Annotated in this window: 23 protein-coding genes; 11 read left to right on the top strand and 12 right to left on the bottom strand. The window is 69.6% G+C overall.

From position 1 onward, the window contains the following. Nucleotides 1-24: 24 nt before the first annotated feature. A complete protein-coding gene (locus IM767_RS12950; protein WP_109210805.1) occupies nt 25-1,557 on the bottom strand; it encodes a CitMHS family transporter in 1,533 nt (510 codons plus the stop codon). 188 nt (nt 1,558-1,745) lie between these two features. Between IM767_RS12950 and IM767_RS12945 the strand changes: the two genes are divergently transcribed. Next, entirely contained in the window at nt 1,746-3,395 is a 1,650-nt protein-coding gene (locus IM767_RS12945) for a sensor histidine kinase (protein ID WP_194398884.1), read from the top strand. Further along, the gene (locus IM767_RS12940; RefSeq protein ID WP_109210804.1) at nt 3,392-4,045 is read left to right on the top strand and encodes a response regulator; all 654 of its coding nucleotides are present in this window, start codon (nt 3,392-3,394) and stop codon (nt 4,043-4,045) included. The genes IM767_RS12945 and IM767_RS12940 overlap by 4 nt, the downstream gene beginning before the upstream one ends. Before the next feature lie 15 nt (nt 4,046-4,060). On the opposite strand, the gene IM767_RS12935 is transcribed toward IM767_RS12940, so the two are convergent. Genes IM767_RS12935 through IM767_RS12915 form a run of 5 tightly spaced genes read right to left on the bottom strand, consistent with a single transcriptional unit; the run spans nt 4,061 to nt 8,674 of the window. Beyond that, entirely contained in the window at nt 4,061-5,593 is a 1,533-nt protein-coding gene (locus tag IM767_RS12935) for an ATP-dependent DNA ligase (RefSeq protein WP_109210803.1), read from the bottom strand. A 57-nt stretch (nt 5,594-5,650) separates the two neighbouring features. Continuing rightward, on the bottom strand, nt 5,651-6,643 hold the full coding sequence (locus IM767_RS12930; RefSeq protein ID WP_109210949.1) for an epimerase: 993 nt from the start codon (nt 6,641-6,643) through the stop codon (nt 5,651-5,653). Continuing rightward, nucleotides 6,640-7,038 (bottom strand): DoxX family protein, encoded by a 399-nt coding sequence (locus IM767_RS20810; RefSeq protein WP_109210950.1) that lies wholly within the window; start codon nt 7,036-7,038, stop codon nt 6,640-6,642. The genes IM767_RS12930 and IM767_RS20810 overlap by 4 nt, the downstream gene beginning before the upstream one ends. Further along, complete coding sequence (locus IM767_RS12920; protein WP_109210802.1) at nt 7,038-7,802, bottom strand: LLM class flavin-dependent oxidoreductase; 765 nt, start codon at nt 7,800-7,802, stop codon at nt 7,038-7,040. The genes IM767_RS20810 and IM767_RS12920 overlap by 1 nt, the downstream gene beginning before the upstream one ends. Then, on the bottom strand, nt 7,799-8,674 hold the full coding sequence (locus IM767_RS12915) for an LLM class flavin-dependent oxidoreductase (RefSeq protein WP_109210801.1): 876 nt from the start codon (nt 8,672-8,674) through the stop codon (nt 7,799-7,801). The genes IM767_RS12920 and IM767_RS12915 overlap by 4 nt, the downstream gene beginning before the upstream one ends. A 113-nt stretch (nt 8,675-8,787) precedes the next feature. Between IM767_RS12915 and IM767_RS12910 the strand changes: the two genes are divergently transcribed. After that, nucleotides 8,788-9,507, top strand: coding sequence for a DUF72 domain-containing protein (locus tag IM767_RS12910; protein WP_109210800.1), 720 nt, complete (start codon nt 8,788-8,790; stop codon nt 9,505-9,507). 86 nt (nt 9,508-9,593) lie between these two features. On the opposite strand, the gene IM767_RS12905 is transcribed toward IM767_RS12910, so the two are convergent. Next, on the bottom strand, nt 9,594-12,152 hold the full coding sequence (locus tag IM767_RS12905) for an ATP-dependent Clp protease ATP-binding subunit (protein ID WP_109210799.1): 2,559 nt from the start codon (nt 12,150-12,152) through the stop codon (nt 9,594-9,596). A 189-nt stretch (nt 12,153-12,341) separates the two neighbouring features. Here IM767_RS12905 and IM767_RS12900 point away from each other — a divergent pair, with 189 nt between their 5' ends. Then, nucleotides 12,342-12,713, top strand: a complete 372-nt coding sequence (locus IM767_RS12900; RefSeq protein WP_109210798.1) for a VOC family protein — start codon at nt 12,342-12,344, stop codon at nt 12,711-12,713. Between the two features lie 162 nt (nt 12,714-12,875). On the opposite strand, the gene IM767_RS12895 is transcribed toward IM767_RS12900, so the two are convergent. Next, on the bottom strand, nt 12,876-13,340 hold the full coding sequence (locus IM767_RS12895) for a DUF3817 domain-containing protein (RefSeq protein WP_109210797.1): 465 nt from the start codon (nt 13,338-13,340) through the stop codon (nt 12,876-12,878). 63 nt (nt 13,341-13,403) lie between these two features. After that, nucleotides 13,404-13,823, bottom strand: coding sequence for a MarR family winged helix-turn-helix transcriptional regulator (locus IM767_RS12890; RefSeq protein WP_194398883.1), 420 nt, complete (start codon nt 13,821-13,823; stop codon nt 13,404-13,406). 91 nt (nt 13,824-13,914) lie between these two features. On the opposite strand from IM767_RS12890, the gene IM767_RS12885 reads away from it, so the two are divergent. Next, entirely contained in the window at nt 13,915-15,018 is a 1,104-nt protein-coding gene (locus tag IM767_RS12885; protein ID WP_109210796.1) for a class I SAM-dependent methyltransferase, read from the top strand. Between the two features lie 2 nt (nt 15,019-15,020). On the opposite strand, the gene IM767_RS12880 is transcribed toward IM767_RS12885, so the two are convergent. Together IM767_RS12880 and IM767_RS12875 are read right to left on the bottom strand one after the other, a co-directional pair. Then, nucleotides 15,021-15,635, bottom strand: a complete 615-nt coding sequence (locus IM767_RS12880; RefSeq protein WP_239453370.1) for a hypothetical protein — start codon at nt 15,633-15,635, stop codon at nt 15,021-15,023. Nucleotides 15,636-16,200: 565 nt separating this feature from the next. Continuing rightward, the gene (locus tag IM767_RS12875; RefSeq protein WP_109210794.1) at nt 16,201-16,992 is read right to left on the bottom strand and encodes a ZIP family metal transporter; all 792 of its coding nucleotides are present in this window, start codon (nt 16,990-16,992) and stop codon (nt 16,201-16,203) included. A gap of 1,349 nt (nt 16,993-18,341) precedes the next feature. Here IM767_RS12875 and IM767_RS12870 point away from each other — a divergent pair. The 6 genes from IM767_RS12870 to IM767_RS12845 all read left to right on the top strand — a co-directional run bounded on the left by IM767_RS12870 (nt 18,342) and on the right by IM767_RS12845 (nt 22,916). Further along, the gene (locus IM767_RS12870; protein WP_162564303.1) at nt 18,342-18,833 is read left to right on the top strand and encodes a nitroreductase family deazaflavin-dependent oxidoreductase; all 492 of its coding nucleotides are present in this window, start codon (nt 18,342-18,344) and stop codon (nt 18,831-18,833) included. An 87-nt stretch (nt 18,834-18,920) separates the two neighbouring features. Continuing rightward, nucleotides 18,921-19,337 (top strand): SRPBCC family protein, encoded by a 417-nt coding sequence (locus tag IM767_RS12865; RefSeq protein ID WP_109210791.1) that lies wholly within the window; start codon nt 18,921-18,923, stop codon nt 19,335-19,337. 185 nt (nt 19,338-19,522) lie between these two features. Further along, a complete protein-coding gene (locus tag IM767_RS12860; protein WP_109210790.1) occupies nt 19,523-19,912 on the top strand; it encodes a DUF6264 family protein in 390 nt (129 codons plus the stop codon). 231 nt (nt 19,913-20,143) lie between these two features. Beyond that, entirely contained in the window at nt 20,144-21,082 is a 939-nt protein-coding gene (locus IM767_RS12855) for a DUF1214 domain-containing protein (protein WP_109210789.1), read from the top strand. A 204-nt stretch (nt 21,083-21,286) separates the two neighbouring features. Next, nucleotides 21,287-22,006, top strand: coding sequence for a DUF5995 family protein (locus IM767_RS12850; protein WP_194398882.1), 720 nt, complete (start codon nt 21,287-21,289; stop codon nt 22,004-22,006). A gap of 235 nt (nt 22,007-22,241) precedes the next feature. Beyond that, nucleotides 22,242-22,916 carry a hypothetical protein gene (locus tag IM767_RS12845; RefSeq protein WP_162564436.1) on the top strand — a complete coding sequence of 225 codons (675 nt, stop codon included), beginning with the start codon at nt 22,242-22,244 and terminating at the stop codon, nt 22,914-22,916. Nucleotides 22,917-23,070: 154 nt separating this feature from the next. Here IM767_RS12845 and IM767_RS12840 read toward each other — a convergent pair whose 3' ends face one another. Beyond that, a complete protein-coding gene (locus IM767_RS12840; RefSeq protein WP_162564435.1) occupies nt 23,071-23,664 on the bottom strand; it encodes a hypothetical protein in 594 nt (197 codons plus the stop codon). Nucleotides 23,665-24,053: the final 389 nt, after the last annotated feature.

Below are 24,053 nucleotides of genomic sequence, written 5' to 3'. Positions count from 1 at the left end.
ATCCGCACTCCCCTGGGGCGGCCCTCAGGCCATGAGCGGGATCGCTCCGACCAGCACGCCGACCGCCAGCATCGCGAGCGACACGACGCAGGCCCGCCACAGCACCTTCTTGTGGTGGTCTCCGAGGTTCACGCTGGCCAGCGACACGAGCAGCAGGATCGCCGGCACGAGCGGGCTCTGCAGATGCACCGGCTGCCCGGTGATCGACGCGCGGGCCATCTCCACCGGCGCGATGCCGAAGTGCTCCGCACTCTGCGCGAGCACCGGGAGGATGCCGAAGTAGAACGCGTCGTTCGACATGAAGAACGTGAACGGGATCGACAGGATGCCGGTGATCACGGCGAGGAACGGTCCGAGTGACGCCGGGATCACGGTGGTGATCCAGGTCGCCATCGCATCGACCATGCCGGTGCCGTTCAGCACGCCCACGAGCACCCCGGCGGCCAGCACCATCGAGACGACCCCGACGATGCTCGGAGCGTGGGCGACGATCTCGTCGGCCTGGCCCTTGAGCTTGGGGAAGTTCACGACCAGGGCGATCGCGGCGCCGACCATGAAGACGTACGCGAGCGGGAAGATGTCGAGCACCAGCAGCACCATCACCGCGATCGTCAGCGCGAGGTTGAACCAGATGAGCTTAGGCCGCAGCGTCGCACGGTTCGGGTCGAGCATCGTGTCGGCCATCGCGGTGTCTTCGCGATCGACCACGGCGGTGGCGGCGGGGACGCCTCCGTGGCCGCCCGCCAGCGTCACGATGTTGCCGGTGCGCAGTGTCGCGCGGGCACCCGGCTTCGCATCCGAGCCGCGGAACAGCCGCGGGCCGGGGAGCCCCACGCCGCCGTCGAGACGGGCAGCATCGATGCGGCCGATGCGCTTGCGCTCGGCGAGCCCCAGGAACCAGGCGAACGTCAGCGCGATCACGATTCCGGCCGCGAGCGAGGGCAGCATCGGCACGAAGACGTCGGTGGGCTGCAGACCCAGGGCGGTCGCCGCCCGGACCGTCGGACCGCCCCACGGCACGATGTTGAGGGTGCCGTTCATGAGTCCCGCGACGCACGTGAGCACCACGGGGCTCATGCCCAGGCGCAGGTAGATCGGCAACATCGCGGACGTCGTGATGATGAACGTCGTCGAGCCGTCGCCGTCGAGCGACACCGCGCCGGCGAGGATCGCCGTGCCGAGGACCACCTTCGCGGGGTCGTCCCCGAGCAGCCGGGTGATCACGCGGATGAGCGGGTCGAACAGCCCGACGTCGATCATGATGCCGAAGTACATGATCGCGAACATCAGCAGCGCGGCCGTCGGCGCCATGCTCGCGATCGCGTCGATGATCATGTCGCCGAGGCCGAGCCCCGCGCCCGCGAACAGCCCGAAGACGGTGGGCACGATGATCAGCGCCACCATCGGGGTGAGCCGGCGCGTCATGATCAGGGCCATGAACACGAGGACCATCGTGAAGCCCAGCGCCACGAGCACCCACTCGGGCGGGACGAAGGCGGTGGCGTAGCCGGGGTCCGCCTCGGCGGCGTGAAGCAGGAGGGGGGCTGCCGCGTTCATGTCGACTCCTTCGTCGTGCGGTGCGTGATGTCTCGCACCGGTGCCGATGCGCTCCCGAGAGGCTAGGCGCGCGACCCCCGTCGTCGCGCGCTAAGTCGCATTGCCGCAGCTTGTGCGCGTAGCGTGTCTTCTGCGCATTCTGCTCAGAGGCGCACGGGGTGCGGTGGACCGCCGGCCCGGGAGGTGGCATGCGCTTCGCGACACGGCTGCTGCTCGTGCAGCTGGCGACGGTGACCGCCGTCGTGGCGGTGTGCGCACTGGTCTTCGGCTGGCTGGGCGTGCGACAGCTGCGCGCGGAGTCCGAGGCGGCCGCCCTCAACATCGCCCGGACAGTGGCGGAGGATCCCGACGTCAAGTCGCTGATCGCAGCCTTCTCGGCGGATCCGGGAACTCCGGATGCCGCGGACCTGCGCGGCGGACCGCTCCAGCAGATCGCCGCCGACGTCGCCGACCGCACCGACGCGCTGTTCGTCGTGATCACCGATGACCACGGCATCCGTCTCGCCCATCCCACGGAAGCCCTGCTCGGCGAGGTCGTGTCGACGCCGTTCGCCGAAGTGCTCGAGGGCAACGAAGTGGTCGACTGGGAGGTCGGCACCCTGGGTGAGTCCGCCCGCGCGAAGGTGCCGGTCTACGCCGACGATGTCGACCAGCCGGTCGGCGAGGTCAGCGTCGGCTTCGAGCGGGCGAGCGTGTTCGACGACCTGCCCGCCCTGATCGCGACCATCGCGATCGCCGCGATCGGCGGCGTCGCGCTCGCCACCCTCGCCACGCTCCTGCTACGGCGCCGGTTCGAACGCCTGACGCTGGGGCTCCAGCCCGAAGAGCTCGTCTCGCTCGTGCAGAATCAGGCGGCGGTGCTGGAGGGCGTGGGCGACGGCGTCCTGGCCATCGACCCCGATGACATGGTGCGGGTGTGCAACGAGGCGGCCGAGCGGATGCTGGGGCTCGAGGCGCCCGTGGGCAGCCGCTTCGATGACCTCCCGCTGCCGGACGCGGTGCGCTCCGCCGTGCGCGACGGCCGTTCCGGGGTGGAGGCGGTGGTGGGCGACCGCGTGCTGTATCTGGACACCCGCCCGGTACGACGCGAGTCCCGTGCGCTCGGCCAGGTCGTGGTCGTGCGCGATCGGACTGACGTCGAGGCGCTCGCCGGACGACTCGAGACGGTGCGCGCGATGACCGAGGCGCTGCGGGTGCAGCGGCACGAGTTCGCCAATCGGCTGCACGTGGCGACCGGACTCCTCGACGCGCAGCGCGTCGAGGAGGCACGTACATTCCTCGGCGACCTCACCGAACGTGGAGCCGTCGACTTCGCCGTCGCCGGCCTCGAGCGCGTCCCCGACCCATTCCTGCAGTCCCTTCTGGGCGCGACGGGCGCCGCGGCACGGGAACGGGGCGTGAGCGTGCGGGTCTCCGACGACACTCTGCTGCTCAGCGAGGTCGCGCTGCCGGAGGACGTCGCGGCGATCCTCGGCAACCTCGTCGGCAACGCGGTGACCGCGGCGGTCGCCGGCGATGAACCCCGCTGGGTCGAGGTCGCGATGCTCGGCGACGGCGACGAACTCGTCGTCACGGTCGCCGACTCGGGCGGCGGCATCCGTCCGATCGGGAGCGATCCGTTCGCGCGCACCGGCTCACGACCCAAGGACGCGGTCCGCGGCGACGCGGTGCACGGACACGGCTTCGGCCTGCCCCTCTCGCGCGACCTCGCCCGCCGACACGGCGGCGAGGTGTGGCTCATCGACGCCGGCGGCGACGGTTCGGGCGCCGTGTTCGGCGCGCGGCTTCCCGGCGCGCTGCGCCGCGACACAGCCGTCCCTCGAGAGGAGAACGCATGAGCCAGCCCATCCGTGTGCTCGTCGTCGACGACGACTTCCGCGTGGCGGGACTGCACCGCGACGTCGTGGCCGCCCGCGCCGGCTTCACTGCGCTGGACCCCGTGCATTCGCTCGGGGCTGCGCGGCAGGCCGCGCGCCTGCATGCCCCGGACCTGTTGCTCGTCGACGCGTTCCTGCCCGACGGCGATGGCGTCGAGTTCGTCGCGAGCGTCGACGTGGACGCCTTCGTGCTGTCGGCTGCGACGGATGCCGCGACCGTGCGTCGCGCGCTGCGCGCGGGCGCTCTCGCCTACCTGACGAAGCCGTTCGACGCCCGCGTGCTGGCGGAGCGCCTCGACCGCTACGCGCGGATGCGGAATCTCCTCGCCACCGACCGCCCGCTCGAGCAGGAGCAGATCGACCGCGCCCTGGCAATCGTCCACGGCAGTGCGGACGCGACCTCTGTGTCGCGCACCGCGACCGAGCAGGTGATCCTCGAGGGGCTCGGCGACGGCGAGGCATCGGCCGCGGAGGTCGCCGAGCGGGTCGGGATCTCGCGCGCGACTGCGCAGCGGCACCTCGCCGCGCTGGCCTCGCGAGGTCAGGTCGAGGTGCGCCTGCGCTACGGGTCGACCGGCCGCCCCGAGCACCGCTATGCGGTGCTGCGCTGAGGCACGCCCGCGATTTCATGCACGCAGCAGAGCTCGCAGCGTCTCGATCGTGTCGGCCTCGCCCGGGCGCTTGTCGGGGCGATACCCCTTCACCCGCGCGAAGCGCAGCGCGACCCCGCCCGGATACCGCGTCGAGCGCTGCACGCCGTCGATGGCGATCTCGACGACGGTCTCAGGCCGCACGTGAATCGCATACGCCGACCGGTGGGTTTCGATGGTCGGGAAGAACTCGGTCTGCCAGCGGAGCGTCGCATCGGTGAGCCCCTTGAACGTCTTGCCGACCATCACGAATCCTCCGGGCTCGCCGAACACGCCCTCCGGGTCGAGCGCCCCCAGGTGCAGATTCGAGAGCTGACCGGTACGGCGGCCGGAGCCCCACTCGACCGCGAGCACGACAAGGTCGTAGGTGAGCACCGGCTTCACCTTGAGCCAGCTCTTGCCGCGGCGCCCGGCGGCGTAGGGCGCGTCGAGCGCCTTCACCATCACACCCTCGTGGCCGGCCGCGAGCGCCTGCCGCGAGAACTCCTCGGCTGTCGCGGTGTCGTCGGTCACGACGCCGGGCATGCGCGCGTCGCCGACGGCGCGATCGAGGAGTTCGAGACGGGTGGCCAGTGGCTCGTCGATCAGGTCGCGACCGTCGAGATGCAGGATGTCGAAGAACCACGGCCGCAGCACCGCGGCCGCCGCGTCGTCGCCCATCGATCCGAAACGCGACATGGTGTCTTGGAACGGCCGCGGACCGCCGTCTTCGTCGAGTGACAGCGTCTCGCCGTCGAGGATCATCCGCTCGGCCGGAAGTGCGCGCACGGCCTCCACGAGCTCGGGCACCCGATGGGTGATGTCGGCGAGACTCCGTGTGAAGATCCGCACGTCGTCGCCGTCGCGGTGCACCTGGATGCGCGCCCCGTCGAGCTTGTATTCGACGGATGCCGCGCCCCCGAGTGTCGCGAGCGCCTCGGTCGCCGAGCCGGCCGTCGCCGCCAGCATCGGCAGGACGCCCCGGCCGACGCGCAGGCCGACCTCCGCGAGCTCATCGGCCGTGCCGATGAGCGCGAGTCGCGCCGTGGCGCCGAGGTCGCCCGACAGCATCGCGGCCCGGCGCACCGTCGCTGCATCGCGGTCCGAGGCCTTGGCGATCGCGTCGAGCAGCACGCCTTCGAGCGCGCCGGTGCGCAGCTCGCCGCGCATCACGCGGGCGAGGAAGTCCCACTCCTGTGCCGTCGCGGCGCCGGCGAGCGCCTCGAGTTCGGCGGTGCGCGCCGCCACCGAGCCCCGGCCGTCGGCGGTCGCGAGCCGGTCGAGAGCCGCATCGACGTCGCCCACCGTCAGCGTCGGCGCGGCGGCGTGATCGACCCGCAGTTGGCTGAGACTCCGCCAGCCGACGCCGAGCCTCCCCTGCCGCGGCGCAGCCACGAGGAAGCCGATCGCGGGCTCGATCTCGTCTGGGTCGAGACTCTGGAGCGCCTCACTGAGGGCGGCGACCTTGGCCAGTCGCGACGACGTCGAGGCCACGGCATCCGTCGCCGTCACGAGCTCGCGCAGCAGCATGCCCGCATTCTCGCATCCGGCCCCGACACCGCACACGCCGCTGCCCCGTGCTGGAGATCAGCCTCGTCGACGACTTAGCGACGACACGACGTCCCGCAGTGCGGGCTCGAGCTCGGGATATGCGAACGCGTATCCGGCGTCCGTCAGCGTCTCCGGTGCGACCCACCGGCTCTTGAGCACCAGCTCCGGCTCGGTGCGCAGCACCCACATCGCCGGCTCGAGCATGAACCGCCACGCCGGAAGACCGACCGGCGCCCCGACCAGGCGTCGAAGCGCCGCCATGAGCGCGGCATTGTCGGATGCCGCCGGTGCCGCGAGGTTCACCGGCCCCTCGAGCGCGGGGTGGTCGCGCACGAAGCGCACGGCGCCGACCACGTCGTCGATGTGGATCCAGCTGAACCGCTGGTGCCCTCGAGATCGGTGCCACGGCGGGCGCCCGTCGCCCGTCGGATGCGGGCCGATGCCGCGGTAGCGGCGATGCGGGAACCACCAGCCGTCATGCTGCGCTCCGCCGAGGCCGGTTCGCGCCAGACGGACGAGGATGCGGGTCGCCGGTCCGTCGCCGAGCACGATCGCCATCCGCAGGGCGACCCGACGAGTGCCGGGAAGCTCCCCGGCGAAGAACTCCTCCTCCCACGTGCGCGCGACATCCACCGAGAACCCCGCGCCCAGCTCGCCGTCGGTCTCGGTCTGCGGGCGGTCCAGCGCGTAGCGGTAGGCGGTCGCGGTGCTGGCGTTCAGCCACACCGGCGGCGGCGCCGCCGCGACGCCGATCGCGTCGCGGAGGGCGCGGGTGGTCTCGACCCGGGAGCGCAGGATCTCGTTCCGGTTGGCGTCGGTATAGCGGCAGTCGACCGACTTGCCGGCGAGGTTCACCACGATGTCGGCGCCGTCGACGAGGTCTCGCACGCCCGCCGGGTCTTGCCAGGTGGCGTCGGCGCCGGTCCGGCCGATCGTGCGCACGTCGTAGCCGTCCGCACGGAAGGCGTGGCCGAGCGCGCTTCCGACGAAGCCGGAAGCGCCGGCGACGACGGCCCTCGGCCGGCTCACCGGCGACCGCCCGGCCGGTCGGCGGTGCTCCACAGCGCCCACGCCACCAGCAAGGGCTGGAGCAGCAGACGGACGAAGCGCGCGCGGTCGGTCCGGAGCATCGGTGCCGGGCGTCCCGTGCGCCACTGGTGCACGTTGCCCGGGAACACCGCGACGAAGAAGGCGGCGACCGCCCAGCCGACCCGACGGCGCTCGCCCGGCAGGGCGACGAGCGCGCCGCCCAGCATGATCTCGACGACGCCCGACGCCACCACGATCGTGTCCTTGTCGGTGCGCAGCAGGCTCGTCGCCCAGTCCGGCACGACGATCCGGTATCCACGGCGACCCCACGTCAGGTGCGATGCGCCCGCCGCGAGCAGCAGCGCCGCGAGCACCCAGCGGGAGATGATCCGCATCATGCGAGCGACTCGGCGATCGCCTCGATCAGCCGGAGGTGGTCGTCGACGCTGCCGGAGGGCGTGATCGCTCGCAGCACCACCTCATCGGCGGCCGCGCGGTAGGCGGCGATCCGGTCGCGCACCTCGCCGGGACGGATCACGGTGTCGGCGGCGTCGATCCGCAGCCGTCCGAAGTTCGCAGCGTAGGCGGGATATCCGGCATAGCGCCGGACCTCGTCGCCCAGTGCGTCCTTCGCCGCGGGATCCGTCGCGGTGCGCACGTAGAGCGCGACGTGGGCCGCCTGGGCGATCTCGTGCGCCTTGCGAGCCTGCTCGGCGGCGATACCCGGCGTGAGCCAGCTCAGGAGCAGTCCGTCGGATGCCGTCGCCGCGAGCCGTCGCATCCTCGGGCCCAGCGCGCCGACGACGACCCGGGCGTCGCCGCGTTCGCGGAGGGCGGTCGCGGCATCCGTCACCCGTTCGAGCCCGCCGTGTTTCAGCTGACCGGATCCGATGCCGAGCATCAGCCGTTCGGAGGGAAGTCCGGAGGCGGCGGTGAGGATGTCATCGGGAGTGCGTCGGTCCACCGGGAGCACGCCGGTCGCGAGACCGAGGCGCTCAGTGGCTCCGGCCGCCGCGTGCAGGAGCTTCAGCGCGTCATGGCCCGGGGTGTCGTTCACCCACAGGGCATGGAGCCCCGCCGCCTCGGCCGCCGGCGCGATGCGCGCCGCGAGCTCGGAGCCCGCCGCGGCCGCGATCCCCAGCGACAGCAGGCCGGTCACGCGACCGACACCGGCACCAGGCGGGCCACCTCGGCGGCGGCGCGGTAGAACTCGGCGAGGTCGCCGCGCGAGGCGGGCAGGAGCACCACGTCGTCGACCCCGGCGTCGAAGAACCGCTGGGCGCCGGCGGCGACCTCCGCGGGGTCGCCCCAGAGGGCGCGAGCCGCCGGGTCGGGCTTGTCACCGACATCGGCGATCGCTCGGGCCTCAGCGTCGTCGCCGAAGGCGGTGGTCACGTATGCGACGACATCGTGGTGTCCGGAACGCCCGGCGGCGGCGCGGGCGTCGTGGATCGCCGCGGTGGCGACCGCGTACTCCTCCGCGGTGTGGCCGCTGTCGAGCACCGTGCCGTCGGCGACCTCACCGCTGAGGCGGAGCGTCTTCGGCCCTTCGGCGGCCGCGTACACGAGCGGAGGCGTGGCAGGCGGGTAGTCGAGGCGGACGCCCCGCAGCTTCACGTAGCGCCCCTCGGCGGTGACCTCATCGCCGGCGAGAAGGCTGCGCAGCGCCGGCACATACTCCCGCATCAGCGTCAACGGAGACGCGACGCGAGCGCCCACCTGGCCCATCCAATCGAGCACCCCGTGCCCGACGCCGGGCAGCAGCCGGCCGGGGAAGAGCCGCTCGATCGTCGCCAGCTCCATGGCGGTCGCCGCGGCGTTGCGCAGCGGCATGGGCGCGATGCCGATGCCGATGCGCAGCGACTCGGTCCACGCGAGTGCAGCGCCGACGGTCGCGAACGCCGACTGGCGGAAGCAGTCCTCCCAGATCCACAGCTCGGGCACGCCGGCGGACTCGGCGGCGAGCACCGCGTCGCGGAACTCGTCCGGAGAGTGCGTGTACGGGTTGAAGATCGCTCCGATGCGGCTCATGGGACCACTCTGTCAGCGCCCGCCGACACGCGCATCCCGACGCGGACTATCGCGGACGCGTCGCCGCTGCAACCCCGTCCCGGCATCGCCTCCCCATCCCTCACGCTGAAGGCATGGCACGCATCGGAACCTCGGGCTGGGTCTACCCGCACTGGCGAGGCGTGATCTACCACGGAGACCAGCGCGGCTGGCTGGACCAGTACGTGGCCGAGTTCGACGTGGTCGAGCTCAACGGCAGCTTCTACCGCTGGCCTGCCGACGCGCGGTTCGCATCCTGGCGGGAGCGACTCCCCGAGGGATTCGAGATGGCTGTGAAGGCGCCGCGCGGCCTCACGCACGCCCGTCGCCTCCTCGAGCCTGAGGTGTGGATCTCGCGGGTGACGCGCGGGCTGCACGAGCTGCGGGGCCGCCGCGGGCCGCTCATCGTCCAGCTGCACCCCGGCATGGAGCGCGACGATGCCCGCTTGGACTACTTCCTCGGGGCACTGCCGGCGTGGACGCGGCCGGCGGTGGAGTTCCGGCATCCGTCCTGGACCGACGAGGCGGTCTTCTCGATCCTCGAGCGGCATGGAGCGGCATATTGCGTGATGAGCGGGGCGCGGCTGCCGTGCATCCTGCGCGCCACGGCGCCGCTCGTCTATGTGCGGCTCCACGGCCCGGATCCCGAGCACCTCTACGGCGGTTCGTACTCCGACGACGATCTCGCATGGTGGGCCGAGCGCATCCGCGAGTGGGAAGGCGCCGGCCACGAGGTGCACGCCTACTTCAACAACGACGGCGGAGGCAACGCCGTGCGCAACGCGCGGACCCTGAAACGGATGCTGCACGCCTGAGCACACGGAAGCGGTGGGCGCCCTCGCCGGAACGCCGAGAGGCGCCGTGCCCGACGGGCACGGCGCCTCTCGGACGACCGTTCAGCTCACGCGGCGACCGCGAAGGGCGAACCTGCGACGACCGAGAGCGTCTCGTCCGCGGCATCCACCGTCACCGTTCCGCCGTCCACGAGCGAGCCCGTGACGAACAGGTCGGCGATGCGGTCGTCCACCTCGCGCTGGATGAGCCGGCGCAGCGGCCGCGCGCCGTACTCGGGCTCGTAGCCGTTGTCGGCGAGCCACGCCACCGCGCTGTCGGTGACCACGAGCTCCACCTCCCGCTTGGCCAGGCGTGCGTCGGACGCGCCGAGCAGCAGACGCACGATGCTCTGCAGCTGCGGCTTCTCGAGCTTGCGGAAGAGCACGATCTCGTCGATGCGGTTGAGGAACTCCGGTCGCATCGCCTCGCGCAGCTTGCCGAAGACACGGTCGCGGAGGTCCTTCTCGGAGCCGAAGCCGGTCGCGCCGCCGCCGTCGGCCAGGAAGCCGATGGCGCCGCCGCGCGAGGCGAGGAACTCCGAGCCGAGGTTCGAGGTCATCACGACGACCGTGTTGCGGAAGTCGACCGTGCGACCCTGGCCGTCGGTGAGGCGCCCGTCGTCGAGCACCTGCAGCAGCAGGTTGAAGACATCGGGGTGCGCCTTCTCGATCTCGTCGAACAGCACGATCGAGTACGGGTTGCGCCGCACGCGCTCGGTGAGCTGACCGGCCTCGTCGTAGCCGACGTATCCGGGAGGGGCGCCGACGAGCCGCGACACCGTGTGCCGCTCGCCGAACTCGCTCATGTCGAAGCGGATCACCGCACCCTCGTCGTCGAACAGGCTCGACGCCAGGGCCTTGGCGAGCTCGGTCTTGCCGACACCGGTGGGGCCGAGGAAGAGGAACGAGCCGACGGGCCGGCGCGCATCGCCCATGCCGGTGCGGTTGCGGCGCACGGCCTTGGCCACAGCCGTCACGGCGTCGTCCTGGCCGATGACGCGATCGTGCAGTTCGTCCTCGAGGGCCGCCAGACGCTCGCGCTCGGTCTCGGTCAGGCGATTGACCGGGATGCCGGTAGCCCGGCTGATTACGGCCGCGATCTCGGGCTCGTCGACGATGGCATCGGCGCGGGTCGCGGCGCCGGCCGCGGTGGCGCGCTCGAGGCGCTCCTGCACCTCGGCGATCTGATCGCGGATCTGCGACGCCTCCTCGTAGTGCTCGGCCGAGACGGCGGCGTTCTTGTCGGCTTCCAGCGTCGCGAGCCGCTCGATCAGGCCGCTCACGTCGGCCTTCGCGCCGAGCCGCAGCCGGAGCCGGGCGCCTGACTGGTCGATGAGGTCGATCGCCTTGTCGGGCAGCACGCGCTCGCTGAGGTAGCGGTCGCTGAGCTCGACGGCGGCACGCAGCGCCTCGTCGGTGTAGACGATGCCGTGGTGCTCCTCGTACGCGGGCTTGAGCCCGCGGAGGATGAGCACGGCGTCCTCGATCGAGGGCTCCCCCACGCGCACCGGCTGGAACCGGCGCTCGAGCGCGGGGTCCTTCTCGATGACGCGGTACTCCTTGAGGGTGGTCGCGCCCACGAGGTGCAGGTCGCCGCGCGCGAGGCGCGGCTTCAGGATGTTGCCGGCGTCCATGCCGCCGTCCCCCGCGCCGCCGGCGCCGACGACGGTGTGCACCTCGTCGATGAACACGATCAGCTCGCCCTTGTGCGCGGCGATCTCGTCCATCGTCTTGGTCAGGCGCTCCTCGAAGTCGCCGCGGTAGCGGGTGCCCGCGAGCATCGCGGGCAGGTCGAGCGCCACGACGCGCTTGGAGAGGAGCTGCTCGGGCACGTCGCCGGCGACGATGGCCTGCGCGAGACCCTCGACGATCGCCGTCTTGCCGACGCCGGCCTCGCCGACGAGAACCGGGTTGTTCTTGGTGCGGCGGCTCAGGATCTCGATCGTCTGCTCGATCTCGTCGGCACGCCCGATGACCGGGTCGAGCTCGCCGTCCAGTGCGCGGGCGGTCAGGTCGGTGCCGTACGTGTCGAGCATGGGGGTGTCGGATGCCGCGGCCTCGGTCTCGTGCCCCGACGGGGTCGAAGCGCCCGGCGTCACCGTCTCGCGTGCGCCCTGCGTCAGGGCCTCGGCGGTCACTCCGGCGCGGGCCAGCACCTGGCCGGCGGGGGTGTCCTGCGCGAGCACCAGCGCGAAGAAGAGGTGCTCGGGGTCGACGTAGGTCGATCCGGACGACCGCGCGACCTGGAACGCGTGGAACAGCGCGCGCTGCACCGACGAGGTCAGCACCGCGCCGTCGACGTCGGCCTGGGCCGATGCGGCCGGAAGCCGCTCCTCGGTGGCTCGCACGATCGCGTCGGCGTCCGCGCCGATGCGCTCGACAGCGTCGCGGGCGGGCGCCTCGGCGACGAGCACGCGGAGCACGTGCAGGGCGTCGAGCTCGCGCTGTCCGCGGTCGAGCGCGTACTTCCCGGCGCGCTGCAGCAGTTCCTGCGTGCGCGCGCCGAGGTAGCGGCTGAGGTCGATCGACCGCTCCGCACGCGCGCGCTCCCCCGCGAGATAGCGCGACAGGAACTCGTCGAACGAGCTCGCGTCGTCGCCGGGCTGGGGGGTGAAGTCTTCGGGCATTCCATCTCTCCTGAAACTTGAGTGGATGAGCATCAAGTTTTGAACTTGATACCTGCATTGTCAAGTTCAACCGCTCCGGTCCCGAGGTATTCCCAGCCGACGAAGAACGGCCAGGCGAAGCGCATGTCGCACGTCGGGCGTACCGTGGTGGCCGTTGGGGGACCCGCTTCAGAGAAGAGAGGGAGCGCCATGGACTGGAAGATCGAGCTCATCTTCGTCCCGGTGACCGATGTCGACCGCGCGAAGGAGTTCTACGAGCGGATCGGCTTCCACGCCGACCACGACCACACCCCGACCGAGGGACTGCGGTTCGTGCAGATGACGCCGCCCGGCTCCGCCTGCTCGATCGCGTTCGGCACCGGGCTCGGCAGCGATCTCGAGCCGGGGCGTCAGAACACCATCCAGGTGGTCGTGCCGGACGCCGACGAGGCACTGGCCCACCTGCGCGCGAACGGCGTGGACGGTCGCGGCGTCGACGAGCAGGACTGGGGCCGGTTCGTGCAGTTCGACGACCCCGACGGCAACACCTGGACCCTGCAGCAGATGCCGGCCTGGAGCTGATCAGCGCGGCCGATCAGCCCGCGTGCCGACACCGCCGTAGCGCAGGACTCGGCCGCCGACCACGATTCGGCCGCCGCGATGCACTCGGCCGCAACGTAAGACTCGGCCGCCCCATCCCGGTGGTGGAGCGGCCGAGCTGGGCTGTGCCGCCGGCGGAGGTCGTCAGTCCCGGCCGCCGGGCGGGCCGATGAGGAGCAGCGCGACGTAGAGCACCACGACGGCGAGCGCGATCAGGGCGCCGAGCACCCAGGGGCGGCGCAGGAACAACCGCATGAGCCGGTCGTACCAGGACGCGTCGCGCGGATCATCCGTCTGCTCGAGACGCCACGCGCCGGCGAGCCGCCCGCTGCGCTGGAGCCACAGCTCGGCCGGGATCGTCGCGTACGGGATCACCGCGCTCACGAGGGCGACGGCGGTGGGGCCGACGCGCCACCGGTTGTTGAGCGCGACCAGGATCGCCGTGGCTCCGTACGACAGGAACACGAAGCCGTGGATGCCGCCGCCGATGGTGACGCCGAGGGCCCAGCCGGTGCTCGCTCGCAGCACGAGACCGCCGATGAGCAGCGTCCACGAGATCACCTCGGCGATGGCGAGCGCGCGGAAAAGGGTGTGGGGATTCCGGAACACGCCTTCAGCCTAACTGAAGCTGCTTCAGCCTCCCTGAAGGATCGCTGTGCCCCCGACCCAGCTTCAGTCGTGCGCGAGCCCGAACGGCTTCTCGTGCAGCCCCTCCAGCGCCGTGGCGAGCCCCGGTGCTCCCGTCGCGAGCGCGCCGTCCAGCGCGGCAAGTCGCCGCTCGGCTGCCTGCAGCACATCTGCGCCCCGCTCTGTGACGCGCAGATCCGAGGCGGCTCCGGCGTGCTTGGTCGCGTCGGCGACGAGCCCGTCGGCGACGAGCGCCTGCACGGCGGTGTGCGCGGACTGGACGGTGATCTGCGATCGCCGGGCCAATTCGCTGAACGAGATGCCCGGGGTCGCGTCGATGTGCGCCAGCAGGCCGTACTTGCGCGTGGTCAGCCCGAGGTCGCGCAGCTCGGCACCCAGGTGCCCGTCCCACACGCTCGCCACGGTGAGCAGAGCGATGACGGGGCTGAATGGGCGCTCGGACACGCGCTAAATGCTAGCGCCGCCGCTGTGCGCATGCGCCCATTCGGCGGACGGCGAAGGCACCGCGCCGCCCGGCCGCAGGTAGCGTGGAGCGGTGACGTTCTCGCTCGACGCCCTGCGCCGCTGGCCCGACGTCGAGGCCCCCGACCTCGTGGCGGCGGATGCCGCGGACCGGCTGCTGCTCGACGAGTCGGCGCTCGTCCGCGCGGGCCTGAGCGACGGCGACCTCGTCGTGATCGGCGACGGCTACGGTGCTCTGGCCCTCGGCGCGGCCTCGGACGGCGGTCGTGGCATCCGCGTCCATCAGGATCCGCTCACCGGCGAGCGCGCGCTTGCGGCGAACGCCGAGCGCTTCGGACTCGCCGGGGCGTTCACATCAATGCCGCTCTCCCCCGAGCTGGTGCGCGATGCGCGCGCGGTGCTGTTGCGGCTGCCGCGCTCGCTCGACGCCCTCGACGACATCGCCGGGCTGATCGCGGCGCACGCGGCCCCAGATGTCGCCGTCTTCGCCGGCGGGCGGCTCAAGCACATGTCGGTCGCCATGAACGACGTGCTGCGACGACGGTTCGGTCGCGTGGACGTCACACACGCCCGACAGAAGTCGCGCGCGCTGATCGCCCGTGAGCCGCACGACGGCAGCGACCCTTCGCCGCGGCGGACGACGCACGACGGGATCGTCGTGTGCGCGTTCGGCGGCGCGTTCGCCGGTGCGTCCATCGACATCGGCACCCGGTTCCTGCTCGAGCACCTGCCCGCGCCGCGGGGTGGCGACGCGATCGACTTCGCGTGCGGAACCGGCGTGGTGGCGGCGACGCTCGCGCTGCGGCATCCGGATCTCCGTGTCATCGCCTCCGACCAGTCCGCCGTGGCCGTCGCGTCCGCGACCGAGACCGTGCGCGCCAACGGCGTCTCGGACCGCGTCGACGTCGTGCGCGACGACATGCTCGGCACTCAGCCGGATGCCAGCGCGGGGTTCATCGCGCTCAACCCGCCGTTCCACTCCGGCTCCGCCGTGCACGAGGGCATCGCGCCTCGCATGTTCGCCGACGCGGCGCGCGTGCTGCGGCCGGGGGGCGAACTGTGGACGGTGTGGAACTCGGGTCTGCGCTACCGCGCCGCTCTCGAGCGAACGGTGGGACCGACCCGGCAGATCGCCCGCAACGCCAAGTTCACCGTCACGGCATCGACCCGGGCGTGAGGCTACTCGTCGCCTGAGGCCTCCGGCGACGGCTCCGGCTGCGGACCGAACAGCGCCCACCCGCCGTCCCTGCACTCGTAGAACTGCACGGCCGCCGTGTCGATGTAGATGTCGCCGTCGGCAGTGCAGTCGTCGCTGTCGGGTTGGGCGGTTCCGAGCGACACCTGCGTTCCCGGCGCGCCCGGCGCGCCGGGCGCGCCGCTGGGGCCTTGCTGCCCCTCGGCCCCCTGCTCGCCCTGCTCTCCCTGCGGACCCTGCGGGCCTTCGGGTCCCTGCGCGCCTGTCAGGTTCTCGGCCGCCGCCTGGCGGATGTTGCCGACCCACGTCCAGTCGTCCTGGAACAGGTAGACGTCGGCCGTGAGGATGTCGATGTAGACGTCGCCCTCGTAGCCCTTGCCGGACTCCGGCGCGCCGGATCCGGCGCGCACCGCCGAGCCGGCAGGGAGGATCTCGGCCAGGACGTCCTCGTACTCCGGGCTGGTGGTGGGCTCCGCCGACGCCGTCGGCACCGGGTCGGCGGTGTCGACCGATCGTGCCAGCCACGATCCCAGGAACGCCGCGAAGAACGACAGCAGCACGAAGCCCAGCCCGAACCATACGAGGGTGCTGCGCGTCACCGGCGCGGCCGTCTGCGTTTCCGAGGGCGCGGGTGAAGCGACCCCAGTCGATCCCGCGTCTTGCTCCACGGCAAGTCCCCTTTCACCGCGCACACCGCTTCGCCCTCTGAACCCCCACAGCCCAGCCCGATGTGACCACTGTAGGAACGCGCGGGCTCCGTGTCACCTGGTTTGCGGGAATTCGCTTTCACGCGGGGCTTCAACGAGACGGAGCGCGGCCGCGACAACGGTCACGCGATGCGCAGTGGCAGTCGAGACGACGCGTGGAAGGGGCGGCAGGACGCGGCGTCCGCGGGAGCATGACCGGGGGGCCGACGCGAGAATGCCGGCGCCCCCGGTAGCCTCGAGCTCGGGACTCTCGGCCGGGGCGCCGGACCGGGGCTCCGGCGGTATCCCCCACTCAAGAGACACGGCCCGAGCGTCTCTATTACGCGACTTCGGCTGATTGCCCGCTCGCACGAAGAACCCCGAGACGATCGCCCTCGAAGGCGTCTTCCGGTGCCCGCCATGCTTGCGCACAGCACCGCGTCTGTGCCGGGACGATCGCTTGGGGCGCCTCACGAGGTCAGGCGAGTGAGAGGACGAAAGCCAGGACGAACCCCGCGGCAGTGCTCAGCGCGACAGCGGGGCCGCCGTGCTCGAACGCCTCGGGCATCAGCGTGTCGGCCAGTGAGGCGATGACGGCACCTGCGGCGAATGCCAGCGGGAGCGAGACCACCGAGGGATCCGTGCCGGTGAGCCAGGCCGCGCCGGCCAGCACCGCGAGGGTCAGGAGGACGGCGCACACCGTCCACAGTCCCAGGATCTGAGCCGCTGAGCGGCCCTGCTCGCGCATCGATGCGGCACCCACAAGCGCCTCGGGCAGGTTCGAGACGAAGATCGCCGCGAGCAACGCGACGCCTCCCGTGCCTTCGGTCAGAGAGATCCCCAAGGCGAGATTCTCCGGGACGCCGTCGAGAGTGACCGCCGCGAGGAGAGCGAGCCCCGCCGCTCCGCGCGTGGTCGCCGACGAGGCGGGAAGCTCCTGGGCGGCGGCATCCGTATCGAGCTTGGCACTGCCCTGGTACTCGTCGGCTGTCCTGGCGCGCCCGTGGGGCTGCGCCCAGCGGTCCAGGAGCGCGCTGAGACCGGTGAAGACGGCCGCGCCGATGAAGAGACCGATGGCCGCCAGCCAGATGCCGCCCCGCTCGTAGGAATCCTCGAAGAGTTCGAAGCTGAGCGCCGTGATCAGAGCGCCCGCGGCGAACGCCAGCAGCATGGCGAGCAGCCGTTTCGGGAGTTCGAACCTGACGCCGATGACTGCGCCGATGATGAGCGCACTCGACGCGATGGCACCGAAGAGCAGCGTGGCGCCCATGGGCTGTGCTCCTCTCGGACATTCGAGCGGGACGAATGAGGTGAGAGTCCCAGCTTCTCGTCGGTCACCCGAGGGGCTTGACGCGCCGCGACCGAGCGAAATCGAGGTGCGGACAGGTCGGACTGGTTCCCGGCGGCGCGTCACCGGGCGCACCGCGTCGATGCCTCCGACTGTCTGCGGAGGCACAAAGCAGCCGCGAACCTGCAGTTCCGAGGCTCCGGTCAGCCCGTCCGAGCTGGTTCATACACCAGGAGCTCGAAGTCGCGTGTCGTCGTCGGCCGAGCTGGCGGGCCCGGAATCTAGCGGTTTCTGCGGCAGTGCGATCTCTTCGTGCCATCTGCGTGCCACTCGTTGCGGGAGCCGCCGGCGGATGAGATTCCAGTCCGAGCGACACTGCAAATAGGGATAGTTGAGGAAGTGCGCTGCTCAGGAGTCGTAAGTCGCGCGCGAGTTCGGTACGTTGCCGACCGCGTGCGCAATCCGCACCCCGAACGCGCAAGTCCACGCGCGCGCTAAGCGGGCAGCCGTTGATCGCCGCGTGTGCAACGGTGCCATTGGTTCCGACGAACGAACCCAGACCGGCGTTCGATCGTTCGGTTTGCACCATCCTCACGCCGATGGCTAGCGCGTGAGACTTACACCGAAGACTTCGAGGACAGGGAAGAGGATGGCTACGAGAAAGAAGGTGCTGCCCCCCACCATCTTTCGCGACCCACCAAGGAAGTCAACACGCTCGGGCAGCGCCCACGCCAGCGCGCCGATCCCAGCGAGGATGAGAGCGACCATGCTCCGGCCGACGTTCTGGGGGAGAGTCCCAGCCGCACCGAGCGTCACGCCGGCCGCACCCACGGCTATCAGGGCACCTGCGGCGATGACTGCCCAACGCGTGTGGCCATGCGGCCGGGACGTCTGGCGTTCGCAGGCATGGCGACCATTATGTGGCTACCGCGCCGGGCGAACCGACCTTCATCATCACCCAGGAGAAGCCGAGGGTTACCGCCGATCGGCTCCCCTGGTCTGCTCGCGAGCCCACCGAGCGGCATCCACCAACAGCGGAGCCCGCCTTGACGTCTGCCGGCTGGCGGCTCAGCACAATCGGTATCGGGGAGATCGTCGTCTTCGTCCGGGAGGATGTACGCGTGGGCCGTCGCACACATGCTCCGGGGGTAGCCCTAGTAGCGTCCGACGCGCACGGAGATCGACCGGCTTGAGCGCGGCGATCGAGCGCCAAGCGACCCACTGGCGACAGACTTGACCTTGCTGCCGGGGACGTGGGCCATCAGCGTCGCGCGCGGAATGTCTCACCGGTTGTGTGGAATGTGTTCACGAGCGAGATTGCTTCAACAGGTGTGAACGATGACGTCAGCACGGCTCTGCACCGAAGTCAGCTCATCGACTTGACGACGACCGGTCGCCGTAGCGGGCTGCCGCGCCGCATCGAGATTTTCCTGCACGAAGAGGACGGCGTGCTGTTCATCACGGGGATGCCGCGTCGAGACCGCACAAGGGACTGGATACACAACATCACTGCAGACCCCAACGTCATCGTGCATTTGAAGAAGGGAATCGAGGCCGACGTTCCTGTCACGGCGCGGGTAGTCACCGATCCCCACGAAGCTCGGCCGCTCATCGAGGCCGCTGCACGCCGATGGCGCAGAGACGATGTCGACGAGATGATCGCGCACAGTCCGCTCATTGTGCTGACTCCGGCTACCGCCCGCCGCCTGACCGCATCCGAGGCACTGGCCACGGTTCCCGGCGCGCAGGAGCAGAGCCTCAATGGACCAGACGAACAACAGGGAAGCTGGCGTCTGCCCCAGTACCCGCCCCACGAACGCTGAGCGACCGTAAACCGACAGCAGCGGCCGGCATGAGCGGCCAAAGAGCTCGGCCGCTTCACTGTCGGGGATTGACGCTAGCGTCGATTCGTGATCGAGATTGCTCGAACCCAGCGCACGTCTAGCGCCTCGGCCTCGTCGTTCTTCGAGCGCTGGTGCGCTATCGAAACACACCCCGAGTGGGCGCCGAGCATGGAGTACTTCAGGCTGTCAGAGCCCTTCGGCGTGGGCGCCCGCGGAGTCCTGAAAGCGGTCGGCGGTCAAGAGTCGCCGTTCCGCATCACGACGGTGGGGCCGGGCTTTGACTATGCCGACACCACCGAACTCGATGGGGCGGAGTTGACCGTGCACCACGAGGCCGTCGAAGGGCTCGACGATACCGAGGTCACACTGTCTGCAAGGCTCGATGGGCCAGACGAAGCGGAGCTGGCACGGGGAATGTCTGCCGAGGTTCAGCACAGCCTGGAGCGCGACCTGGCCGCGCTCGCACTGCTGCTCGAGGGCTAGCATCCGTCGGCGAGCCAGGCGATGGCCCGCGCGGACGCGGAGACACGATCGAAAAAGCGCTGCTGTCTCCTGAGCGCTCAGGAGACCATCTCCCGTTGCCCGTTCGCGGACCCGTGTGCGAGCGCCTCGCCCGGCCCTCCATACAACTTCAAGGGTGATTCGATCCGGTTCGCTAGCGTGGGCTCATGTCGGAACCGTCACCGGATGGGGAGCCCCCTCGTACCGACCCGAGTCCCCGGAGAACGCGGCCGAAGTGGGACATCGCGGCGACGCTGATCTTACTTGCGGCGCTGTTTGGCTTCATGCTGCTCCTCCTCGTCGCAATTGGCTTCCTTCCCTATTGGGATTGGGTAAATTGCTCCATCGATCCCCAAGATTGCAACCTGCTTCTTTACGATGCCGCTAACAGACTCGTGTGGCCGGGTCTCAGCGTCCTTTATGTGGCAACCGCCGTCATCAGCATCGTCCTTCTCGTTCGACGGACGCGCGCGTATCTTGTCCCAGTCTTCGGGGCCGGCGCAATGATCGTGTGCGCCGTGATTGCGGCAATGCTGCTCGGGGCGGCCAAACTGTGACGGGCCAGTGCGAGCGTGGGCAGCGATGCGTCCGGCCGTCGCACTGGGGGGACCCCAACCGCACGCAGTATGGCCGACACGCCTCGCCCCTCAAGCGCGCACCGCCCTCGCGCCGACCCCTTACGCGCATCGCCCGTTTAGAAGGATCCGCCGGTGAATAGCTGGCTTCGAAGGCGCCGCGTGGCCCCGCTCGGTCAACGGGTGGTCGGTTCGAATGGGAGGATCAGACTCATGAGCACCCTCGTCAACGTGGATAACTTCGCCCTCGCTGAGACGCACCGGATGATGCACGATCTGCAGCAGGACGCGGGAGGGGTGAACCGGTTCCTTCACAATCGCGTACCCGCGGCGATCGACAAGCAGACGGTGATCCGCCTCAACCGCGACACGTTGTACAGCTTCGCCGTCGTGGACATCAGCGGGGGGGCCACGTTCACGATCCCCGAGCACGGCGACCGGTACCTATCCGCGATGGTCGTGAACGAGCACCACTACATCAACGACGTGTTCCACGACGCCGGAGAGCACGAGCTGAGCATCGAGCAGTTCTGCACACCCCACGTGGTGCTCGCCGTCCGCATCCTCGTCGACCCCACCGACTCCGCCGACGTCGCGGCCGTCGGGCTGCTGCAGGATCAGATCAAGCTCGACGCCCGTTCGGCGCAGTCGTTCGCGATGCCGGCGTACGACAGGACCACACTCGACGAGACGCGTGATGCGCTGCTAGCGCTGGCGCGCAACCTCACAGGCTTCGACCACACGTTCGGCAAGAAGCACGAGGTCGATCCAGTCCGTCATCTCATCGGCACCGCAGCGGGATGGGGTGGCCTCCCCTCCTACGAGGCGAGCTACATCGGCTTCGACCCCCGCCTGCCTGTCGGACGCTATGAGCTGACCGTCGGAGAGGTTCCCGTCGACGGGTTCTGGTCGATCTCGGTCTACAACTCTGCCGGCTTCTTCGAACGGAACGAGCGCGGCCGCTACACGATCAACAACATCACGGGCGCCCGCAACAGCGACGGCACGATCACCGTCCGCTTCGGCGACTACCCCGCCGACACCCCGAACACTCTGCCGATCACCGATGGCTGGAACTACCTGGTGCGGCTCTACCGGCCCCGCCACGAGATCCTCAGCGGCGAGTGGGCGTTCCCCACGCTGGACCGCTGATCCATCCACCGTTCAGCGAGCTCGACATCGAAGGATTCGACGCCCAAGTCCGGTCGACCACATCTCGGCAGCGCGCTCAAGAACCGGCCTGCGGGCGGTCGAGGAGCGACTCACCCCATGAGGGATCCACACCTGATGCTGGTCCATGATCCGTTGAGCTCCCGTATCCACCCGCTCGCGAGAACCCAGCAGTACTGTGGCGGCATGACGACGCCCACGAACGTCGACCGGTCCTCGCCTATCGGCAAAGTGGTTCTCGAACTTGACGGCGTGCGCGCTCCGCTGCCGCAAACGGACGGAATCCGCGACTTCGCGGACGTGTATCGCGATGCGACTGCTCTGGTCGGCCTGCGGGTGGTGGATGACACCTTCGCCGACCCTGACTTCATCGAGCATCTGGACGTCATCTTCGCCGACTTGTTCCTCGACGTGCCGCGAGATATTGCTGCGGGCCGCGACATCTCGAAGGCGTGGGCACCGCTCGTGGAGCGTCGCTCCAAGCGTCTCTTTCCCCTGCAGTTCGCACTCGCCGGGATGAACGCTCATATCAATCACGACCTCGCCGTCGCTGTCGTGCACACCTGTCGCAAGCTGAAGCGCTCGCCCGACTCAGGCAGCATCCACGCAGACTTCGTGAAGATCAACAAGGTGCTGGCTGAACGCGTACGACCCATCCGCCAGAAGTTTCTCGACGAGGATGTCGTGAAATACGGCGCTCCCCTCTCGCCGCTGGCTGATCTGATGACCAACTTCTCCATGGAGAAGGCAAGGGATGCCGCGTGGGCGTCAACGCTCGCACTGTGGGCCGTGCGCGACATCCCCATCGTCAACGAACTCACCCAGGATTCCCTCTCCCGCACAGTCGGCCTCGTCAGCCGCCAGCTATTGACGCAATTCGACCTGCTCGACCAAATCGAAGCGTAACGCGCACCCCCTCGGCTCCCGTCGAGGTTGGATCGATGGCGCGTGGAGGGCGACTTTCGTGCGGCAGGGTACCGACTGCGGGCGAATCCGGCGCGGTATCGTGCCGTCCACTCGAAGTCGGCGTGTCATCGAGGCGCCTGTTCACGCCCGCACTGAAGTCCGTACCGGGCCCCCTGTTGCACGATTCCACGAATCCCTAGAATGCAGCCACATTGTTCCTCGAAGATGGCGCCAAATGTCCGAATCGATTGATCCAAGTGAGGCCCCCGAGAACTCGCCGCGTAAGCCGCCACCAGAGGTGGAGAAGCGGTGGAGGGCGAAACTCGGGGACGAAGAGTACGAGCGAATGGTGCGCCAAATTCAGGGGGCAACGCCTCTGTTCGCTCAGAATGACACTGCCGCAACTCCCGACGAGAGTCCCAAGCCCGACACAGCCACCCAATCTCCACCGCCGAAGAATCCGTCGGCAGGCCGGGAGCCGGACGGAAACGGCGCCGACCGGTCCCCGCCGAGGGCCAAGAGGTCCACCGCGATCGCCGTATGGGTGGTTGCGATTGCTCTGGTCGCCCTGACCGTCGTGCTTCTCGCTGGTGCCGTCGCCGATCTGGTGGGAGATCATAGCCTCACGATCGCTGAGAGAGCCGCAGGAACCGTGGCCGTGCTGAGCACACTGCTCGGCGTCATCGCGATAGTCGTCTCCGTTGCACCGGTAGTTCAGGGCGCTATCGGGGATGCGGGCGCCGTCAGATCGGCCGCCCTGGTGCTGGGAACTGGTCTTCTCCTGCTCGGCGTGGCCGGCGGCGTGTCGATCGCATCGAGCATCGAAGACCCATGTGACGCGCAGTGCGCGGTCAGGAAAACCGTTCCAACCCCATCCGACGCGCCGATATCACCGACCCCCGAAACATAAGCAGCCTCAGGCTACAACGGCTCTTCGCTTCTACTCCGAACCGCCCCGAGCGCACGTCGAGGGACCGGCTCTCGGTGGCTGTCGTACTGCAGGCCGCCTCGAGCCCCCCCTCCCCGCGGTCCTCGGGATCAGATCGTCACCCCGCCGGCTGTCGTCAGTGATAGCGAATGGGAATGGCCTCGCGTTCGACCGGAATGCTGATGTGCGTCGCTGTCTGCTTCCGCCGTCTCGCGCGCCGGATTCTCCGCTCGCGCGTCCGGACCCATCTGCGGCCCACGGCGTCGGTGAACCACATCTCTGGTGGCGCCAGCTTCTTGATCAGCGGCTCCCCAAGACGCACGGTCGTCGTCGATGGGTCAGTCTCTTTATTCAGCTGCAAGGTAAGAGTTCTATAGCCCGTCGCACCCGGTGCAAGCTCCGCGTGGTTGACCCTTTCGTAGCGTTGATCCTCAGGGAGGGGCTCGAACCACTCTTCTGGCTTCCTCCAGCTGATCTCCAGATCGTAAACCGGGGCATCTGACCGATTCGCAACGACGATTCTGATTTCAACCCACCCGATGTAGTTACCTGAACCGGCAGGGTGCTCTGACCACGACTCCCCGGTGCTTGTCACCCAGCTCCCTACCAGTGCGGCCTGTCGCCTCTCCCTGTCGTAGTTGGCCCTCAGGAAGGTAGCGAGGGCGACCGCGACGGACACGCAAGTGAAGATGGTGCCGATCCACACCGGGACGGATCCCCAAGCATCCATGATGTTCCTCCAACAGACGAGAAGCCGCGCCTCACAAGCCGCCCTCGCCCGTCACATCACTGGCGAGCGCATCAGCCGTACGCCCTTGTGGCTTGAAACTAAGCGACCTACGCGGGTGGCGCCAGAGCTGCGGAGCGACAACCGATCATCGCGATGGACCCTAACTCCTATGTGTTTGAGTTCGGGCGCTTCCCACAACGTTGCTCACCCATCGACCGATCTCCGCACGAGGATCCGCCTTCAGGTGGAAGGCTTTGCTTCGAGGGATGGGACTGCTGCACGAGTAGGTGACATCTGATCTGGCTTGCCCGAGGGGTAGGCCTGGAAGGATGTTGCTGTGCCCAAGCCGTACCCGAGCGAGTTCCGTGACGACGTGGTCCGCGTCGCGA

Source organism: Microbacterium ureisolvens, assembly GCF_015278315.1.
In the GTDB taxonomy this organism is placed as follows: domain Bacteria; phylum Actinomycetota; class Actinomycetes; order Actinomycetales; family Microbacteriaceae; genus Microbacterium; species Microbacterium ureisolvens.
This window is presented reverse-complemented; position numbering and strand designations above follow the sequence as displayed.

What these genes read in the sequence shown, in the direction of transcription:
- IM767_RS12910 (WP_109210800.1), top strand. Translation starts at nt 8,788, where the DNA reads ATGGCACGCATCGGAACCTCGGGCTGGGTCTACCCGCACTGGCGAGGC.
- IM767_RS12900 (WP_109210798.1), top strand. Translation starts at nt 12,342, where the DNA reads ATGGACTGGAAGATCGAGCTCATCTTCGTCCCGGTGACCGATGTCGAC.
- IM767_RS12840 (WP_162564435.1), bottom strand. Translation starts at nt 23,664, where the DNA reads ATGGATGCTTGGGGATCCGTCCCGGTGTGGATCGGCACCATCTTCACT.
- IM767_RS12860 (WP_109210790.1), top strand. Translation starts at nt 19,523, where the DNA reads ATGTCGGAACCGTCACCGGATGGGGAGCCCCCTCGTACCGACCCGAGT.
- IM767_RS12905 (WP_109210799.1), bottom strand. Translation starts at nt 12,152, where the DNA reads ATGCCCGAAGACTTCACCCCCCAGCCCGGCGACGACGCGAGCTCGTTC.
- IM767_RS12940 (WP_109210804.1), top strand. Translation starts at nt 3,392, where the DNA reads ATGAGCCAGCCCATCCGTGTGCTCGTCGTCGACGACGACTTCCGCGTG.
- IM767_RS12855 (WP_109210789.1), top strand. Translation starts at nt 20,144, where the DNA reads ATGAGCACCCTCGTCAACGTGGATAACTTCGCCCTCGCTGAGACGCAC.
- IM767_RS12850 (WP_194398882.1), top strand. Translation starts at nt 21,287, where the DNA reads ATGACGACGCCCACGAACGTCGACCGGTCCTCGCCTATCGGCAAAGTG.
- IM767_RS12935 (WP_109210803.1), bottom strand. Translation starts at nt 5,593, where the DNA reads ATGCTGCTGCGCGAGCTCGTGACGGCGACGGATGCCGTGGCCTCGACG.
- IM767_RS12915 (WP_109210801.1), bottom strand. Translation starts at nt 8,674, where the DNA reads ATGAGCCGCATCGGAGCGATCTTCAACCCGTACACGCACTCTCCGGAC.
- IM767_RS12950 (WP_109210805.1), bottom strand. Translation starts at nt 1,557, where the DNA reads ATGAACGCGGCAGCCCCCCTCCTGCTTCACGCCGCCGAGGCGGACCCC.
- IM767_RS20810 (WP_109210950.1), bottom strand. Translation starts at nt 7,038, where the DNA reads ATGCGGATCATCTCCCGCTGGGTGCTCGCGGCGCTGCTGCTCGCGGCG.
- IM767_RS12875 (WP_109210794.1), bottom strand. Translation starts at nt 16,992, where the DNA reads ATGGGCGCCACGCTGCTCTTCGGTGCCATCGCGTCGAGTGCGCTCATC.
- IM767_RS12845 (WP_162564436.1), top strand. Translation starts at nt 22,242, where the DNA reads ATGTCCGAATCGATTGATCCAAGTGAGGCCCCCGAGAACTCGCCGCGT.
- IM767_RS12945 (WP_194398884.1), top strand. Translation starts at nt 1,746, where the DNA reads ATGCGCTTCGCGACACGGCTGCTGCTCGTGCAGCTGGCGACGGTGACC.